This is a genomic window from Muribacter muris (genome assembly GCF_001038205.1).
In the GTDB taxonomy this organism is placed as follows: Bacteria; Pseudomonadota; Gammaproteobacteria; order Enterobacterales; family Pasteurellaceae; genus Muribacter; species Muribacter muris.
The window spans coordinates 14,487-30,398 of sequence record NZ_JWIZ01000021.1; the positions used below are offsets into that span (position 1 = coordinate 14,487).

The following is a 15,912-nucleotide window of genomic DNA, read 5'->3' on the forward strand; positions in this document are numbered from 1 at the left end:
AGACAAACCGAAGATTGCATACTACCATATAGCCGACTTTTTCTTTGAGCAGCTTGTGATGACCGAAAATCGTAAATTCCAAACCATTGCCATTGTCGGCAAGCCCCGCCACGACATTGCGTTGCAAACCCATTTGGCAGTGTATAACTGGTTGAAAGATAGGCAATATAATGTGTTAGTGGAAGCGAAAATCGCCCAACAGCTTGAGCTGCCGAATGCGACCAGTATCAATGAGATCGGCGAATGGGCGGATTTGGTGATCGTGATCGGCGGCGACGGCAATATGCTAGGCATTGCCCGCCAGTTGGCAAAATACCGTGTGCCGCTCATTGGTATCAATCGGGGCAATTTGGGATTTCTGACGGATATTGCCCCTCAAACCGCTTTTGAGCAACTGCATAGCTGCTTAGAACGGGGCGAGTTTATGATTGAAGATCGCTTTTTGCTTGATGCCCGCATTGAACGTAACGGCAAGGTGATTGAATCGAATAATGCCCTTAACGAAGTGGTGCTGCACTCCAGTCAAATTGCCCGCACCATTGATTTTGAAGTGTATATTGATGGGCGTTTTGCGTTTTCGCAACGCTCGGACGGGTTAATTATCGCCACGCCGACCGGCTCAACTGCCTACTCACTGTCAGCGGGCGGGCCGATTTTAACGCCGAATATGAATGCGATTGCCCTTGTACCAATGAACCCGCACAGCCTCTCTTCCCGCCCTCTCGTAGTGGACGGCGACAGTGTGATTTCGCTGCGTTTCGCTCAATATAATCAGCCGAATTTGGTGATGAGCTGCGATAGTCAGCATCTGTTGCCGTTTGAAACCCAAGATCGCATTATTGTGCAGAAAAGCCCCGACAAGCTGAAGTTGCTACATCTCAAAGATTATAACTATTTCAATGTGTTAGGCTCAAAATTAGGTTGGTTGAGCAAACTCTTCTAGCCGTTGATAAATATTCTGTGCATAAAGCACCTCGCCGATTTGCTCTGCGTTTTCCTGCTGCCCAATCCACTCAAACCCGCAACGTTTTGCCACTTGATTGCTGCGGAGATTATGCACTGCACATTTGAGTATATAGCAACTGAAATGGATTTTGGTTGCTTCAATCAGCCTTATCACGCCTTGGCTGACAATCCCCCGCCCTTGATAAGTCGGCGAAAGCCAATAGCCGATATGTGCCGTTCGGTTTTGCCAATCAATTGTCGGATTAAAACTGAGCGTGCCGACTGCCTGCCCTTCGACACAAATCGCCCACACATAACCGATACCCTGTTCGGCTTCCTGCTCGCATTTTTTGACGAACAGCGTTGTATCGCTTAATTGCGTATTGAACGGCGTCCAGTTCACAAATTGGCAAAGATAATCACGATGGCGATCAATCTGTTGGAAAAGTGAAGCGGCGTGCCGACTATGCAGTTTTTCTAAGCGAGTATCGGCAGTTACTACAAGTGTATCGGGGAGTGTTTGGATCATCTTTTTGCCCTGAATAGATTGAAGAAGCGTTTCACCTTATCACCAAACTGATGAAAATAAAATCAATTTTCGTGGGTTTTATCGCTTATTTCGGCAAAAGTGTGAGAAATACGAGGGAAAGAGTTCAAAAGCCTGTGAATTTATGTTATCAATAACTTTCACGCTTATTATAAATAGAATGAATAGGACACAACATTATGAACGGTGCAAAATTAACGGTTGAGTGCCTTAAAGCCCACGGTGTAACCACGGTGTTTGGTTATCCGGGCGGGGCGATTATGCCGACTTATGATGCCATTTATGATTCCGGTTTGGAGCATCTTTTATGCCGCCACGAGCAAGGGGCGGGAATGGCGGCTATCGGCTATGCCAGAGCCAATAAAACAGTGGGAGTGTGCATTGCGACTTCCGGTCCGGGGGCGGCAAATCTAATTACCGCCTTGGGCGATGCACTGATGGATTCGATTCCGGTAGTGGCGATTACCGGACAGGTCGCCAGTCATTTGATTGGCACGGACGGTTTTCAGGAAGCGGATGTATTGGGGCTGTCTTTAGCCTGTACCAAGCACAGCTTTATTGTGCAAACGATTGATGAACTGCCGGAGATTATCGCCAAAGCGTTCCAAATTGCCCAAAGCGGTCGCCCCGGCCCTGTACTGATTGATATTCCCCGTGATATTCAGTTGGCACAAACCCAAGCCTCGCCGATTGTTTTACCTCTTGATAAACCGGCGGCTTTAAGTGCCGAGAAGTTACAACAAGCGGTCGAATTACTGCAAAAATCGACAAAACCGATTGTCTATGTCGGGGGCGGGGTGGGAATGGCGAATGCCGAGCCGGCATTGCGTCAGTTTTTAGCGATCACCCAAATTCCGAGCGTGTCCACCCTGAAAGGGCTGGGAGCAATTCCTGCCGATACCCCGTACTATATGAGTATGATCGGAATGCACGGCACAAAAGCGGCAAACCTTGCAACGCAAGAAGCAGATTTATTATTGGTGTTCGGCGCACGTTTTGATGATCGGGTTACCGGTAAATTGAGCGAGTTTGCCCCGAATGCTAAAGTCATTCATTGCGATATTGATATTGCCGAACTGGGCAAATTACGCCGTCCGGACATTGCTTTGCAAGGGGATTTGGTGCAGGCTTTCCAAGCCTTGTCGATCCCGTTGAATATCGGTGAATGGCAAGCCCACGTTACCCGACTCAAGCAGCAATTTGATGTTCAATATCAGCAAAATAGCGGTGATGATCCGATTAACCCGTGGTGGCTGCTTAATACCCTCTCTGAGAAAAAAGATCCGCATAATGCGATTATTGTTACCGATGTCGGACAGCACCAAATGTGGTCGGCACAGCATATTAAGCATTATGCGCCGACTAATTTCATCACTTCCGCAGGCTTCGGCACAATGGGATTTGGTTTGCCGGCGGCGATCGGGGCGAAAAAAGCGCGTCCGGACGCCGAAGTGATTGTGGTAACCGGCGATGGCTCAATTATGATGAATATTCAAGAGCTTGGCACACTTGGGCGGGCAAATACGCCGATTAAAATTGTGTTGCTGGATAATCAACGGCTAGGAATGGTACGCCAGTGGCAAAACCTCTTTTTCAATGCCCGTTTCAGCCAGACGATTTTAGATGATAATCCGGATTTCGTTGTGTTGGCATCGGCGTTCGGTATTGCGGCGGAACGGATCGAAAAGGGCAGCGAAGTCAGTGCTGCGTTAGATCGACTGCTGAACAGCCCGTCAGCTTACTTATTGCATATTTGTATTCCGCAGGAAGAAAATGTGTGGCCGCTCGTGCCGCCGAATGCGTGTAATGCGGATATGTTGGAGGAATAAAATGCAGCGTTATCAATTAGAGATTAAAGCGAACAAACGCCCTGAAGTGCTGGAGCGTTTGCTGAGAGTGATCCGCCACCGTGGATTTGAAGTGTGCCATTTAACGGCGGAAATCGATGAAAATCGTGTAACGGTTCAGGTAACCGTGCAGAGCGAACGAGATAGATCATTATTAGTGCATCAGCTCATCAAACTGCCCGATGTAATGGACATTCAGTAACGGCAAGCGGTGAGTTGTTGAATAAAATGTGCAATATTATGTAGCAGTTGCACAAATTTGTTTTTTGTTCACTTGTAGGGACACACTGCGTATGTCCAGATTTTAACCTATTGAAATAATTTGATTTTTATAAAGGACACACGCAGTGTGCCTCTACATTCTGTTAAAATGTCTATTTTTGTGCATTTGCTACATAATACCGAAAATGTACAAAATTCCGTAATTGTCTCAAAGTAAAGGACGCTCGACCGAGCGTCCTTTTTCTTGGGAAACTGTTATTTTTTCTTGGTTTTTGTGCCGGATTTTTTCGCTTTCTTCGTCCCCACTTTGTGTGCTGTTTTAGCTTTTTTCGGCTTAATGGTGGCGACTTCCTTAAAAACAGCAACGGCTTTTTTGGCTTTCTGCTTAGCGGTTTTGCCCTCGCTTTTTGGCTTACGCAGGCTAGTAATTAGGGCAAAGTCGATTTTTTTATCGTCTAAATTCACTCCGATCACTTTAACGTTTACCGGATCGCCCAATCGATACATCATTCCGTTAGCGCCAACCAGCCGTTGCCGTTCATTATCAAAATGATAATAGCCGTTATCCAAGGTGGAGATGTGGACTAGCCCGTCAATTAACAATTCATTGAGTTTTACAAATAAACCGAAGCCGGTAACGCTTGAAATGACCCCGTCAAAGGCTTGCCCGATATGATCCTGCATATATTCGCATTTGAGCCAATCGGCGACTTCACGGGTTGCCTCGTCCGCACGCCGTTCCGTTGCCGAGCATTTTTCGCCAAATTGTTGCATATCCTCAAATTTATAGTGATAACCGCCGCCGTCCGTGTAGTAGCGAGTATTGCCTTTTTGCTTTTCAATCAAATACTTAATCGAACGGTGCAGCAGTAAATCGGGATAGCGGCGAATCGGCGAGGTAAAATGGGCGTATTGGGTCAGCGCCAAGCCGAAATGTCCTTCGTTTTCCGGTGAATAGACCGCCTGTTTTAGAGATCGTAACAGCATTGTTTGGATCAATTCTCGATCAGGGCGTTCCCGTATCGCGTCTAACAACTTGGCATAATCTTTCGGCGTGGGCGTCAGCCCGCCGTCTAATGTCAGCCCGCACTCTTTGAGAAACAGTTTAAAGCCGGTGAGTTTTTCTTCGCTAGGTTGGGCGTGAATACGGAATAATGCCGGCTCATCCGCTTCTTCGACAAAACGTGCCGCTGCAATATTGGCTAAAATCATACATTCTTCGATGATTTTATGGGCATCGTTGCGGATCAGCGGTTCAATACGCTCAATTCTGCCTTGCGGATTAAAAATAAACTGGCTTTCAACCGTTTCAAACTCAATCGCTCCCCGCTTTTGACGGGTTTCGACCAAGGTTTGATACATTTGATGCAAGGTATCCAAATGAGGCACTAGATAAAAATAACGCTCCCGCAGGGTTTCATCGCCGTTGAGAATATTGGCGACTTTCGTATAGGTTAAACGAGCGTGGGAGTTCATCACTGCTTCGTAAAAACGGAAATCGGTGAGCGTACCTTTAGGCGAGATTTGTATTTCGGCAACTAAGCAGAGCCGATCGACTTGCGGGTTGAGAGAACATAGCCCGTTTGACAAAATTTCCGGCAGCATCGGAATCACCCGATTTGGAAAGTAAACCGAGTTACCCCGCTGTTGTGCCTCAAGATCGAGCGCCGTTTTAGGACGGACGTAATAGCTCACATCGGCAATTGCCACCCATAATCGCCAGCCCTTATCCTCTTTTTGACAGAAAACGGCGTCGTCAAAATCCCGTGCACTTTCGCCGTCAATCGTAATTAACGGTAAGTGGCGAAGATCGACTCTCCCCTGTTTTGCCTCCTCCGGTACCTCTTCCGAAAATTGACGCACCTGCTTTTCCACACCTTCCGGCCAACTATGCGGAATATTGTGATTGCGTAATGCAATCTCAACTTCCATTCCGGGCGCAAGATTATCGCCTAAAATTTCGGTGATAAACCCGACAGGGCGTTTAAAATCCGCTTGGCGTGGCTGCAATTCCACCACCACGACTTGCCCCATTCTCGCACCGAGGCGGTGTTCCTCCGGAATTAAAATATCTTGGTTAATCCGACTGTCGTCCGGCACAACATAATTGATGCCCGACTCGGTAAAAAAGCGCCCGACAATTTGTTTTTTACGGGATTCCAGCACCCGTACAATCCGCACTTCCTTACGCCCACGTCGATCGACCCCGTTGGGTTGAGCCAGCACAAAATCACCGTGCATCACCCGTACCATTTGCCCGTTTGGGATAAACCAATCGTCATCGCCTTCCACTTGTAAAAAACCGTAGCCATCCCGATGCCCGATAACCGAACCTTTGAGTAAATCCATTTTTTCCGGCAAGGCGTAACGGCGGCGTTTGGTAAACACTAATTGCCCTGCCGTTTCCATTGCTCGTAAACGGCGGCGAATGGCCTCTTGGCGTGCTTCATCGTGAATTTGAAAAGCGGCAAGCAATTCCTCTTTACTCATTGGCGCATCATATTCCCGAATGGTTTGCAAAATAAATTCCCGACTAGGGACGGGGTTATCGTATTTTTCTAATTCTTGTTGATAGTTTGGATCTTGTTTCATTATCTCTCTCTAAAATGTATTGAATAGTATTTGTTGGAATGTGAAATGGAAAACTGACGCTAGCACATTGATGCTAGGATAGAGGCTAAATATGTCAATTTGATGACATCTCGTATTCTAACACACCAAACCGCACTTGTACGAAAAGTTTTCCCGACAAGCTACAAGCGGTCGATTGAGAGCCTTTGTTTGCAAAATCACAGCACTATCCGGTATTTGCAGAGAAAATAGCGTTTGCAAATTTTCTCGTGAAATGACCTGCTTGTGCCGACTTTACGTTGTCTTGCGAAGTAATCTCGTCATTTTTACCCAAATTGGCGAAATGGTTGGCTGAATTTGTGATGTTGTTCACAATAAAATAACAAATTCAACAAAAATAAAACAATTAAGTTGGTTTTTGCGATATTTATTGCCACAATGCGTGCGTTTTCGTTAAGAGAGGGCTTTGCGATGAAATTTATTCAAATCCGTTCCGAGATTGGGGCGGGGAAAATCGGCACAACGGCAGGCGTAGATTGGCTTTGGGCGCGCTATCAGCAGGAATACGGCGAAACGCCCTCGCATCGTTTCAGTTTGCAGACGGTGAGCGATTACAAATTTGCGGAGGCGAAATATATTGATACGCTCTGCCAGTTCTTTCGCCGACAGGTTGTGCCGCCGTTAAGCGAAATAATCGCTCAAGCGGCATTGCCAATTGTAATCAGCGGCGATCATTCCAATGCGATTGCAACTTTGTCCGCCTTGTGCCGAGCCAACCCTGACAAGTGGATAGGCGTTGTTTGGATTGATGCCCATTGCGATCTGCACACACCTTTTACCACGCCGTCAGGCAATTTGCACGGAATGTCGTTAGCCGCCGTTACCCGCCAAGATAATTTAGCTGCCCAGAGCCGTCAGCCGAGCGAAATGGTGCAGGGCCTGTGGCAGCAACTGAAACAACTTGCGCCCGACAGCCGTGGGATTCAACTTTCGGATCTCTGCTTTTTGGGGCTACGCAGTTACGAAGCGGCGGAAAAAGCCCTACTTTCCGAGCACTCTATTCCCCACTTTTCGGTAGAAGATATTCGCCACATCGGGCTGGATAACGTGTTGAAGATGGTTGCGCAGCAATTTGAAGCAGTGGATTTGCTTTATGTTACCTTTGATGTCGATGCGTTAGACGCCGAGTTAATTCCGTGTACCGGCACACCCGAACCGAACGGTTTTCGTGAGCAGGAAGTGGTACAGATTTTGCAAGCGGTGCTTGGTTCACCTAAACTGGCAATGTTTGAAATCACCGAGCTGAACCCGACGCTTTCGGCAAACTCGCAAGATTATGAACGGGTTTACCGCCTGTTTAAATTTGCCGTCCAGTGTTGCAAGCGGTCGGTTGGGCAGTAAAGTGTGCAATAAGCATTTTATGAGTTAGAAATCTAGCCGTCTAGATTGCGAAAACGTGGCGTTTTGATTAAAATAACGCCCGTTTTTTATTAGCATTAGGAAGATAAAATGGCAGATTGGAACGGTGAATATATTAGCCCTTACGCAGAGCACGGCAAGAAAAGCGAGCAAGTGAAGAAAATTACGGTATCCATTCCGATTAAAGTGTTGGAAATTTTAACCAATGAACGCACACGCCGCCAAATTAAAAATCTTCGCCACGCCACAAATAGCGAGCTGTTATGCGAAGCCTTTTTGCACGCGTTTACCGGTCAGCCGTTGCCGACTGACGATGATTTAATGAAAGAACGCAATGATGAAATTCCGGAAGAAGCCAAACAACAAATGCGTTCAATGGGCATCGACCCTGATAATTGGCAATATTAATTTATTATAATTTCTGTCCCCGTTTGTATGGGGATTTTTTAAAACCTAAAAATTTATGGGAGGAAACAATGAAACACTCACAAATTCACCGAGAGGTGATCTGGACGCTTTGGCTGACGCTGTTTTATGTGATCGGCTGGGTCGGCTGTGCCTATTTTTCGCCGAACGGGCAAGGCTGGCTCGGCTTTCCGCTTTGGTTTGAGCTGGCTTGCGTCTATTTGCCGTTGGTGTTCATTTTGTTGGTCAGCTTGGTGATTAAAACAATTTTCCAAGAGATTGAGTTAGAGGGAGACGAATAATGAATACACAATTAATATTCCCTCTGATTGCTTACTTAGTTTTTGTGTTCGGCGTGGCGTTTTATGCCTATCGCAAACGGCAGGGCGGCAGTTTTATTTCCGAATACTATGTCGGCGGGCGCTCAATGTCCGGCTTTGTGTTAGCGATGACCACCGCGGCGACGTATGTCGGGGCGAGTAGTTTTATCGGCGGGCCGGGGGCAGCCTATAAATACGGCTTGGGTTGGGTGTTGTTGGCGATGATTCAAGCGCCGGCAGTGTTGCTTACCTTAGGGGTCGTCGGCAAAAAGTTAGCGATACTTGCCCGCCAAACCAATAGCGTAACGATTAACGATATTCTGTTTGCCCGCTACCAAAATCGTGCAGTGGTGTGGCTCTCCAGTTTGGCATTGCTACTTTCGTTTTTTGCGATGATGACGGTGCAATTTATCGGGGCGGGTAGGCTGTTGGAAACTACGCTCGGCATTTCCTACCAAACCGCTATTTTGATTTTTGCAGTTACCGTGGGGCTTTATACCTTTATCGGCGGCTTTAGAGCGGTGGTTTTAACCGACACCATTCAAGGCTTGGTGATGATTGTCGGCACATTGCTGCTATTAGGCGGGGTGATTTATGCGACCGGCGGTGTGGAAAATGCGATTGCCCAGCTACAAGGGATCAACCCCCAACTGATTGAACCATACGGGATTGACGAACGCCCGCTGGATTTCACCTTTATGACCTCGTTTTGGGTATTGGTCTGCTTCGGGCTGATCGGCTTGCCGCCTCTTGCGGTGAGAAGTATGGCGTACAAAGACAGCAAAGCCCTGCACCGCGGGTTGATTATCGGTACGATTGTGGTCATTTTGCTGATGTTCGGTATGCACTTAGCCGGTGCGTTAGGACGTGCCGTGTTGCCGGATCTCAAAGTGGCGGATCAAGTGATTCCAACCTTGATGTTGCAAGTGCTGCCACCGGTCATTGCAGGGATTTTCTTAGCCGCACCAATGGCGGCGATAATGTCCTCCATTGACTCACTGCTGATTCAATCATCTTCGACACTGATTAAAGATCTCTATTTGGCTATCCGCCCGAAAGCAATGGATAATGAAGGTAAAATCAAGCTATTTTCAACCCTCACGACACTCTCTATCAGCGTACTGCTCGTATTTGCAGCGATCAACCCGCCGGATATGCTGATTTGGTTGAATTTATTGTCATTGGGCGGTTTGGAAGCGACTTTCCTTTGGGTGATTGTGTTCGGACTGTTCTGGAAAAAAGCAAATGCGACAGGGGCGCTGTGCTCAATGATCGGCGGCTTGGCAAGTTATGTGTTACTGACGAGCTTCGGGATTAAGATCTTCAATTTCCACACAATTGTGCCGGCATTAGTGATCGGCTTAGTGGCATTTTTGATCGGTAACCTGTTCGGCAAAAAAGCGTAACCGCCAAAAATGAAGGATTAAGGGCACGCTCGGCGTGTCCTTTCACTTTTCAATAGATGGATTATTAAGGGAAAAATGGCTCTTTTTTATTCTGATAAACGTGCAAAAAAAGTGGCTCAACCGACCGCTTTACAACGTTTTGCTGTGCAAGCCTTAGATTATCAGGGGTTGGGCGTAGCGAAATTAAACGGCAAAACGTGGTTTATTGAAAATGCGCTGCCCGATGAAGTGGTGGATGCCGATATTCTGGAGGAAAAACGCCAATACGGGCGGGCGCAAGCGGTTAGATTTATTCAAAAATCTGCAAAACGCCAAGATCCGCATTGTGCCGTTTATCACCAATGCGGCGGCTGCCAAATGCGCCATATTCCGATCGAGCTACAACGGGACACCAAACAAAGCACGCTTTTTCGCCGTTTGCAAACATTACAAGCCGAACCGATTGTGTGTGAACCGATGCTGGCGGGCAATGCCGCCCGTTATCGCAGACGAGCGAAGTTCAGCGTAATGTGGGAAAAAGGTCAACTCGTGATCGGCTTTCGCCAAGCCAACTCACACGCAATTATTCCGCTGCAAGATTGCGATGTGTTAGAACCGGCATTAGCGGCACTATTGCCGCCGTTACAGCGGCTGTTTGCCGCTTGGCAGCAGAAAAAGGCGGTCGGGCATATTGAGCTGGTACGGGCGGATAACGGTGTCGCAATGTTGCTCCGTCATATTGGCGAATTGAAAGAGGCAGATCGAACACATTTGCTGGCGTTTGCCGAGCATTATCATCTAATGCTGTTTGTGATGACGGATAAAGATCAGCTTGAGCAGTGGTACGGCGAACCGCCTTTTTACACCATTAACGGCTTGAAACTCGGTTTTTCAATTCGGGATTTTATCCAAATCAATGCCGATCTTAATGAAAAAATGGTGGCGCAAGCCCGTGAAAATGCGCAACGTAACGGCATCAGCAATGCGGCATTTTACCAAACGGATCTTGATCAGTCTTTTATCGATCAGCCGTGGGCGGCACAGCCTTTTAATAAAGTACTGCTTGATCCGGCTCGGCAGGGGGCATATTTTGCGTTGGCACATTTGTGCCGTCTTGCACCGGAACGCATTGTTTACGTCTCTTGCAATCCGGCAACGCTAGTTCGAGATGCGGAGAAGCTGATTCAGGACGGTTACCGCTTGGCGAAGTGTGCGATGATCGATATGTTTCCCCATACCGCCCATTTGGAATCTATCTCGCTCTTTGTGAAAAAGTAGCGCAATTTGCAAGAAAAGCACGCAAACAGACCGCTTGCCAAGGATAAACCAGAAAATGCTGCCGCTTTACAAGAAGGTTTTTGGTAGTTTGCGGAAAAAGTGGTAGGATAACGGCATTTTATTTTTGAGAAATCGGCATAATGACAGAGACATTGAGAATTGCAACCCGCCAAAGCCCGTTGGCATTATGGCAGGCGAATTTTGTGAAACAGGCGTTAGAACAGCATTTTCCAAACTTAGTCGTTGAGTTGGTAACGATGGTTACCAAAGGCGATATTATTTTAGATACGCCACTTGCCAAAATTGGCGGAAAAGGCTTATTTGTCAAAGAATTGGAGTTAGCTTTGCTGGAAGGCAGAGCCGATATTGCCGTTCACTCAATGAAAGATGTGCCGATGTTTTTCCCCGAAGGTTTAGGCTTGGCGGTGATTTGCGAGCGTGAAGATCCGCGAGATGCGTTTGTTTCCAACCAATATGCGAGCTTGGCGGCGTTGCCGGCAGGCGCAGTGGTGGGAACATCTAGCTTACGCAGACAGTGTCAGTTAATGGCGGCGTATCCGCATTTACAGATCAAATCGTTGCGGGGCAATGTCGGCACTCGCTTAGGCAAATTGGACAATGGCGAATATGATGCGATTATCCTTGCCGCAGCCGGACTGATCCGATTAGGTTTAGCCGAGCGTATCCGCAGTTTTATTCCGATCGAACAATCTTTACCCGCCGCAGGGCAGGGTGCAGTGGGAATTGAAACCCGCCTCAACGATGAGCGTATTCTCAATTATGTGAGCGTCTTACACCACCCCGCAACGGCGGCGTGTGTGATGGCAGAACGGGCAATGAATACCCGTTTACAAGGCGGCTGCCAAGTGCCGATCGGCGGTTTTGCCCGATTAAACGGCGAGGACATTCAGCTCGATGCGTTGGTCGGGGCATTAGACGGTTCAACTATCATTAGAGCCGGCGGGCAAGGGCGTATCGATCAGGCAGTACAATTAGGTGAAGCCGTTGCCGAACAACTGCTTGCGCAAGGGGCGGATCGCATTTTGGCGGAAGTCTATCAGGATTAAACAATGAACGTATTAGTTACACGTCCGGACAGCCGAGGCGAACAATTAGTGGAAATGTTGGCAAAACAGCGTATTTTTGCCATTCATCAACCGCTTTTTCGGCTTGAAGCGGGGCGTGAGCTATCACAACTGCCTTCGGCATTATCCCGCTTGAATAGCGGTGATTATGTGTTTGCGGTTTCAAAAAATGCGGTGGATTTTGCTGATGATACCTTAAAACATACCGGCTTTAAATGGCGTTCGGATCTGCACTATTTTGCGGTAGGGCAGGGAACGGCACAGCATTTTGCCGCCCGTAGCGAACAAGCGGTGCGTTACCCGTTAAAATCAGCAAATAGTGAAGGCTTGTTGGCATTACCCATAATGCAGGATTTAGCCGGCAAAACCGTGTTAATTTTACGGGCGGACAGCGGACGGGCGTTTTTTGCCGAACAAGCCCGACAGCGCGGGGCAAATGTTCAAATTATTGAATGTTATCAACGGATGAAATTAGATACCGACTTAGCCGAACGGCTCAGTTTGGCGAAACGGGCGGGCATTGATACGATTATCGCAACCAGCGGCGATATTTTAACGTTTTTAGCCGAGCAAACCGCCGAAACCGAACAGGCGTGGCTGAAAGCGTGCCGATTAGTCGTGGTCGGCAAACGGGGAGCAGCGATTGCCCGCCAGCTCGGTTGGCAGGCGGAAAACATCTTGATTTCCAATCAAGCGGATAATCATAGTTTATTTGAAATGCTAAACGCAAATCGATAAATTTAACTGAAAACAGGTGGGAACTATGTCAAAACAGAGAAAACAACCAAATATCAGCGAACAAAGCGAACAAGACGTGGCGCTTGTATCTGATAACCAAGACGCACAAACAGAACAAGCGGTTGAATCGGCGGAGGATTTTGCAAAAAAAGTAGAAGAACCGACCGCTTCAACGTCAGATAAGGCGGAAAACACGAATGAGCCGCCAAAGCCAATGCCTGCGAAAGAGAAAAAATCCAGCGGCAAAGGCATTGCCGTCTTAGCGTTATTGATTGCGCTAGGTATTGGTGGGGCAGGGCATTTCTTTGCCAATAGAAAATTTGCCGAAGTTGAGGCGCAGTTGCAAGCCGTGGAACAGAAAGCGATGCAAAATCAGCCGCTGCAAACGGCGGTAGAACTGCCGAGTTTTGAAGCGGAAAAAGCCCAAATTGCGAAATTAGTCGGTGATTATCAGCAATCGTTGGCACGAGTCGAACAACTTGAAAAAGCCCAAACGGCTTACACGCAGCAAATTCAGCAGTTGCAAGCCCAAATTCAAAAATTAGGCTCAAACCCGACTGTTGAACCTTCGGTATGGCTATTATCCGATGCGGATTTTCTGTTGAATAACGCCTTGCGTAAAATGGTGTTGGATAATGATATTGATACGGCGAAAAGCCTGTTGATTGAAGCGGATAATGTGTTGAGCCAAGTCAATCAAAAGGGCGTATTGGCGGTGCGTGAGGCAATTAAAAACGATCTCGCTCAATTAGCCAGTGTCAATAATGTTGATCAAAACAATTTAATGCAACGTTTGTCTCAACTGGCAAACTTAGTGGACGATATGCCGTTGGTTGATGTTGAAGATAGCAAAGCGGACAACGGCGAGGTCAGCGGTTCACTAGAAGATTGGCAGCAAAACCTAGAGAAAAGCGCCAATTCGTTTTTGAGTCATTTTATTCGTGTTAGCGATAAAGGCGCGGTAAACGATAAGGTCTTTGTTGCGCCAAATCAGGAAATTTATTTGCGGGAAAATATCCGCCTGCGTTTGCAAATTGCCATTTTAACCGTGCCACGCCAGCAAAACGAACTGTATAAACAGTCCCTTGAAGCCGTTAGCACTTGGGTGAGAAGCTATTTTGAGGTGAAAAATAGCAATGTCAAAACATTCTTAAAAGAGATTGACGATTTGATCGAACAATCGATTTATGTAGATGCGCCGACCCGTTTGCAAAGTTTGACTTTGCTCGATCAGCTGCTGAATAAAACGCCGAAAGCGGTCGAGAAAATCCAGTTAGATGAAAATAAATCACTGGCGGAGTTAGCGGTTGAGCCAACGGCAGCGGGGCAAACGGAAAAAGCCGCCGAGCCTGCTGCGGAAAAACCGGCTGAGCAGCCCGCTCAAACCGAGCAGCAATAACAAGGGAGAATAGGATTATGTTTCGTGTACTCTTTTTAATGCTTTTGGTGCTGGCGGGAATGCTTGGTGCGCCTTATCTTGCCGGTCATCAGGGCTATGTCAGAATTGAAGCCGGCAGCACCGTGATCGAGATGAGTCTTGTGATGTTGGTGGTCTTTTTTGCCGCTGCAATGGCAGTCATTTATCTCTTGGAATGGGTGATTTCCCGCTTTGTGAGATTAAGCCGGGGTTCTTACCATTGGTTCGGTAATCGGAAACGCCGCAAAGCGCAGCAACAAACCCTCGAAGGCTTGATGAAAATGACCGAAGGCGATTATGCTAAAGCCGAGAAATTGATCGGAAAAAATGCGAAGCACTCTGATGAGCCTATTTTAAACTTTATTAAGGCGGCAGAGGCGGCACAACAAAAAGGCGATGATTTAACCGCCAATAAATATCTTATTGAGGCAACCAAAATTGCCGGCCCGAATAATGTGGCGGTTGAACTTGCCCGTACCCGTATTTTGTTGCTACAAGGCAAATTACCGGCAGCCCGCAGTGCAGTGGACAGTTTGCTTGAACTTGCACCGAATAATACTGACGGCTTGCGTCTTGCGATTGATATTTACCAAAAATCGAAAGCATATAAAGCACTTGATAATGTGTTAGAACATATCGGTCAGCGTAATTTCTTGTCTGCGACCGAGTATGAGGCATTAGAAAATCAAGTGAATGAAGGCTTGCTTGATGAAATTATGAATGAAGAAGGGCAAGAAGGCTTACTGAAATGGTGGGATAACCAACCGAGCCGCCGTCTCCGTTCCGTTCCTCTGCGTGCCACATTGGTTAAACATTTAATCGCAACGGAAGATCACGAATCGGCAGAGCAAATTGCGTTGGAAACCGTCAAGAAATTTGATGATGAACAACTTGCACCGTTTTTCGAGCAACTTACCGCGTTGCAAGTCGATGACGGTAGTAAGTTACTGAAAGTCTTAGAAAAACGGGGACAAAAAGCGAAAGAGCATTACAGCGATGATTACGCCAGAGCGCTGGGCTATCTCTATACCCGCCAAAATGCGTTTGAAAAAGCGAAGAGCTATTTTGTACAGTTACTCGATCACCAAGAGTGCGTCCAGAAAGATCGCATTATGGCACTGTATGTGGCGGAACAAACCCACGATAACCTGCTTGCTCAACGCCTGAAAGAAGAAGATCTCAAAGAGGTACAAGTCGAGGCAAAACCAGTGGAAGAAATTTTATCCTTACCGGAAACTATTGAGCAGAAATAATAGGTATTGTATTGATTACCTTAAAATAATTAGAATTTATTTTTCTAGAAGCTAATTAACATATAAAGGCTGATTTTGAGTTTTTCAAAGTCAGCTTTTTATTATAACTAGACGAAAGTTTAGCTATAAAAACCATACGCTTTACGTATGGAATCAAAGAGCCTAATAAGCGTTGGGTAGAAATAAAAAGTCCTCCTATAATGAATAAGGCTGACAACCAATGTTAAAAACCACTAAAACTAAGAAATTTATCGGTGGGATTTAAGGCTGTTTAAATTGTCTTTAAATGCTCTGTTGTCTAAAGGGTAATCAAACAGATTGACTGATATTGACAATCTTTGACATTCCTCTCTATTATCGAAATTATCCTACACCCAAGGAGCTTTTTATGGAAAATCAGCCCCTCAGATTGGTATTGCTCAAAGCTATTAGGCTACCTTACAAGCCTCAAATGGCTCTTTTCACGATTTAAACCCGCCA

The 15,912-nt window shown here is 46.8% G+C and carries 14 protein-coding genes; 12 read left to right on the forward strand and 2 right to left on the reverse strand.

Going from position 1 to position 15,912, the window contains the following annotated elements:
- The first annotated feature begins 58 nt into the window (after positions 1-58).
- Positions 59-943 carry an NAD(+) kinase gene (locus tag RO21_RS03720; protein WP_047976451.1) on the forward strand — a complete coding sequence of 295 codons (885 nt, stop codon included), beginning with the start codon at positions 59-61 and terminating at the stop codon, positions 941-943.
- On the opposite strand, the gene RO21_RS03725 is transcribed toward RO21_RS03720, so the two are convergent.
- On the reverse strand, positions 917-1,474 hold the full coding sequence (locus tag RO21_RS03725; RefSeq protein WP_047976452.1) for a GNAT family N-acetyltransferase: 558 nt from the start codon (positions 1,472-1,474) through the stop codon (positions 917-919). The two genes, RO21_RS03720 and RO21_RS03725, sit on opposite strands and share 27 nt — an antisense overlap.
- A gap of 197 nt (positions 1,475-1,671) precedes the next feature.
- Here RO21_RS03725 and ilvG point away from each other — a divergent pair, with 197 nt between their 5' ends.
- Together ilvG and ilvM are read left to right on the forward strand one after the other, a co-directional pair.
- Positions 1,672-3,321 (forward strand): acetolactate synthase 2 catalytic subunit, encoded by a 1,650-nt coding sequence (gene ilvG, locus RO21_RS03730; protein WP_047976453.1) that lies wholly within the window; start codon positions 1,672-1,674, stop codon positions 3,319-3,321.
- 1 nt (position 3,322) lies between these two features.
- The gene (ilvM, locus tag RO21_RS03735) at positions 3,323-3,541 is read left to right on the forward strand and encodes an acetolactate synthase 2 small subunit (RefSeq protein WP_047976454.1); all 219 of its coding nucleotides are present in this window, start codon (positions 3,323-3,325) and stop codon (positions 3,539-3,541) included.
- 275 nt (positions 3,542-3,816) lie between these two features.
- Here the strand turns inward: ilvM and rnr are convergent, their stop codons facing one another.
- Entirely contained in the window at positions 3,817-6,153 is a 2,337-nt protein-coding gene (rnr, locus tag RO21_RS03740) for a ribonuclease R (RefSeq protein WP_047976455.1), read from the reverse strand.
- Between the two features lie 450 nt (positions 6,154-6,603).
- Here rnr and RO21_RS03745 point away from each other — a divergent pair, with 450 nt between their 5' ends.
- The 9 genes from RO21_RS03745 to RO21_RS03785 all read left to right on the forward strand — a co-directional run bounded on the left by RO21_RS03745 (position 6,604) and on the right by RO21_RS03785 (position 15,432).
- Entirely contained in the window at positions 6,604-7,533 is a 930-nt protein-coding gene (locus RO21_RS03745; protein WP_047976456.1) for an arginase family protein, read from the forward strand.
- A gap of 108 nt (positions 7,534-7,641) precedes the next feature.
- Positions 7,642-7,959 (forward strand): met regulon transcriptional regulator MetJ, encoded by a 318-nt coding sequence (metJ, locus tag RO21_RS03750; RefSeq protein ID WP_047976457.1) that lies wholly within the window; start codon positions 7,642-7,644, stop codon positions 7,957-7,959.
- Positions 7,960-8,027: 68 nt separating this feature from the next.
- Complete coding sequence (locus RO21_RS03755) at positions 8,028-8,258, forward strand: YhdT family protein (RefSeq protein WP_047976458.1); 231 nt, start codon at positions 8,028-8,030, stop codon at positions 8,256-8,258.
- A complete protein-coding gene (gene panF / locus RO21_RS03760) occupies positions 8,258-9,682 on the forward strand; it encodes a sodium/pantothenate symporter (RefSeq protein ID WP_047976459.1) in 1,425 nt (474 codons plus the stop codon). The genes RO21_RS03755 and panF overlap by 1 nt, the downstream gene beginning before the upstream one ends.
- Before the next feature lie 75 nt (positions 9,683-9,757).
- Positions 9,758-10,939: a 23S rRNA (uracil(1939)-C(5))-methyltransferase RlmD gene (rlmD, locus tag RO21_RS03765; RefSeq protein ID WP_047976460.1), complete on the forward strand. Its 1,182-nt coding sequence runs from the start codon at positions 9,758-9,760 to the stop codon at positions 10,937-10,939.
- A gap of 140 nt (positions 10,940-11,079) precedes the next feature.
- Complete coding sequence (hemC, locus tag RO21_RS03770) at positions 11,080-12,006, forward strand: hydroxymethylbilane synthase (protein WP_047976461.1); 927 nt, start codon at positions 11,080-11,082, stop codon at positions 12,004-12,006.
- 3 nt (positions 12,007-12,009) lie between these two features.
- Complete coding sequence (locus tag RO21_RS03775) at positions 12,010-12,762, forward strand: uroporphyrinogen-III synthase (protein WP_047976462.1); 753 nt, start codon at positions 12,010-12,012, stop codon at positions 12,760-12,762.
- Positions 12,763-12,787: 25 nt separating this feature from the next.
- Positions 12,788-14,161 carry a uroporphyrinogen-III C-methyltransferase gene (locus tag RO21_RS03780; RefSeq protein ID WP_047976463.1) on the forward strand — a complete coding sequence of 458 codons (1,374 nt, stop codon included), beginning with the start codon at positions 12,788-12,790 and terminating at the stop codon, positions 14,159-14,161.
- A gap of 17 nt (positions 14,162-14,178) precedes the next feature.
- On the forward strand, positions 14,179-15,432 hold the full coding sequence (locus RO21_RS03785; RefSeq protein ID WP_047976464.1) for a heme biosynthesis protein HemY: 1,254 nt from the start codon (positions 14,179-14,181) through the stop codon (positions 15,430-15,432).
- Positions 15,433-15,912: the final 480 nt, after the last annotated feature.

Bases quoted from the DNA above. Each gene is read 5' to 3' on its own strand.
- RO21_RS03720 (WP_047976451.1), top strand. From the start codon at position 59: ATGACCGAAAATCGTAAATTCCAAACCATTGCCATTGTCGGCAAGCCC.
- RO21_RS03725 (WP_047976452.1), bottom strand. From the start codon at position 1,474: ATGATCCAAACACTCCCCGATACACTTGTAGTAACTGCCGATACTCGC.
- ilvG (WP_047976453.1), top strand. From the start codon at position 1,672: ATGAACGGTGCAAAATTAACGGTTGAGTGCCTTAAAGCCCACGGTGTA.
- ilvM (WP_047976454.1), top strand. From the start codon at position 3,323: ATGCAGCGTTATCAATTAGAGATTAAAGCGAACAAACGCCCTGAAGTG.
- rnr (WP_047976455.1), bottom strand. From the start codon at position 6,153: ATGAAACAAGATCCAAACTATCAACAAGAATTAGAAAAATACGATAAC.
- RO21_RS03745 (WP_047976456.1), top strand. From the start codon at position 6,604: ATGAAATTTATTCAAATCCGTTCCGAGATTGGGGCGGGGAAAATCGGC.
- metJ (WP_047976457.1), top strand. From the start codon at position 7,642: ATGGCAGATTGGAACGGTGAATATATTAGCCCTTACGCAGAGCACGGC.
- RO21_RS03755 (WP_047976458.1), top strand. From the start codon at position 8,028: ATGAAACACTCACAAATTCACCGAGAGGTGATCTGGACGCTTTGGCTG.
- panF (WP_047976459.1), top strand. From the start codon at position 8,258: ATGAATACACAATTAATATTCCCTCTGATTGCTTACTTAGTTTTTGTG.
- rlmD (WP_047976460.1), top strand. From the start codon at position 9,758: ATGGCTCTTTTTTATTCTGATAAACGTGCAAAAAAAGTGGCTCAACCG.
- hemC (WP_047976461.1), top strand. From the start codon at position 11,080: ATGACAGAGACATTGAGAATTGCAACCCGCCAAAGCCCGTTGGCATTA.
- RO21_RS03775 (WP_047976462.1), top strand. From the start codon at position 12,010: ATGAACGTATTAGTTACACGTCCGGACAGCCGAGGCGAACAATTAGTG.
- RO21_RS03780 (WP_047976463.1), top strand. From the start codon at position 12,788: ATGTCAAAACAGAGAAAACAACCAAATATCAGCGAACAAAGCGAACAA.
- RO21_RS03785 (WP_047976464.1), top strand. From the start codon at position 14,179: ATGTTTCGTGTACTCTTTTTAATGCTTTTGGTGCTGGCGGGAATGCTT.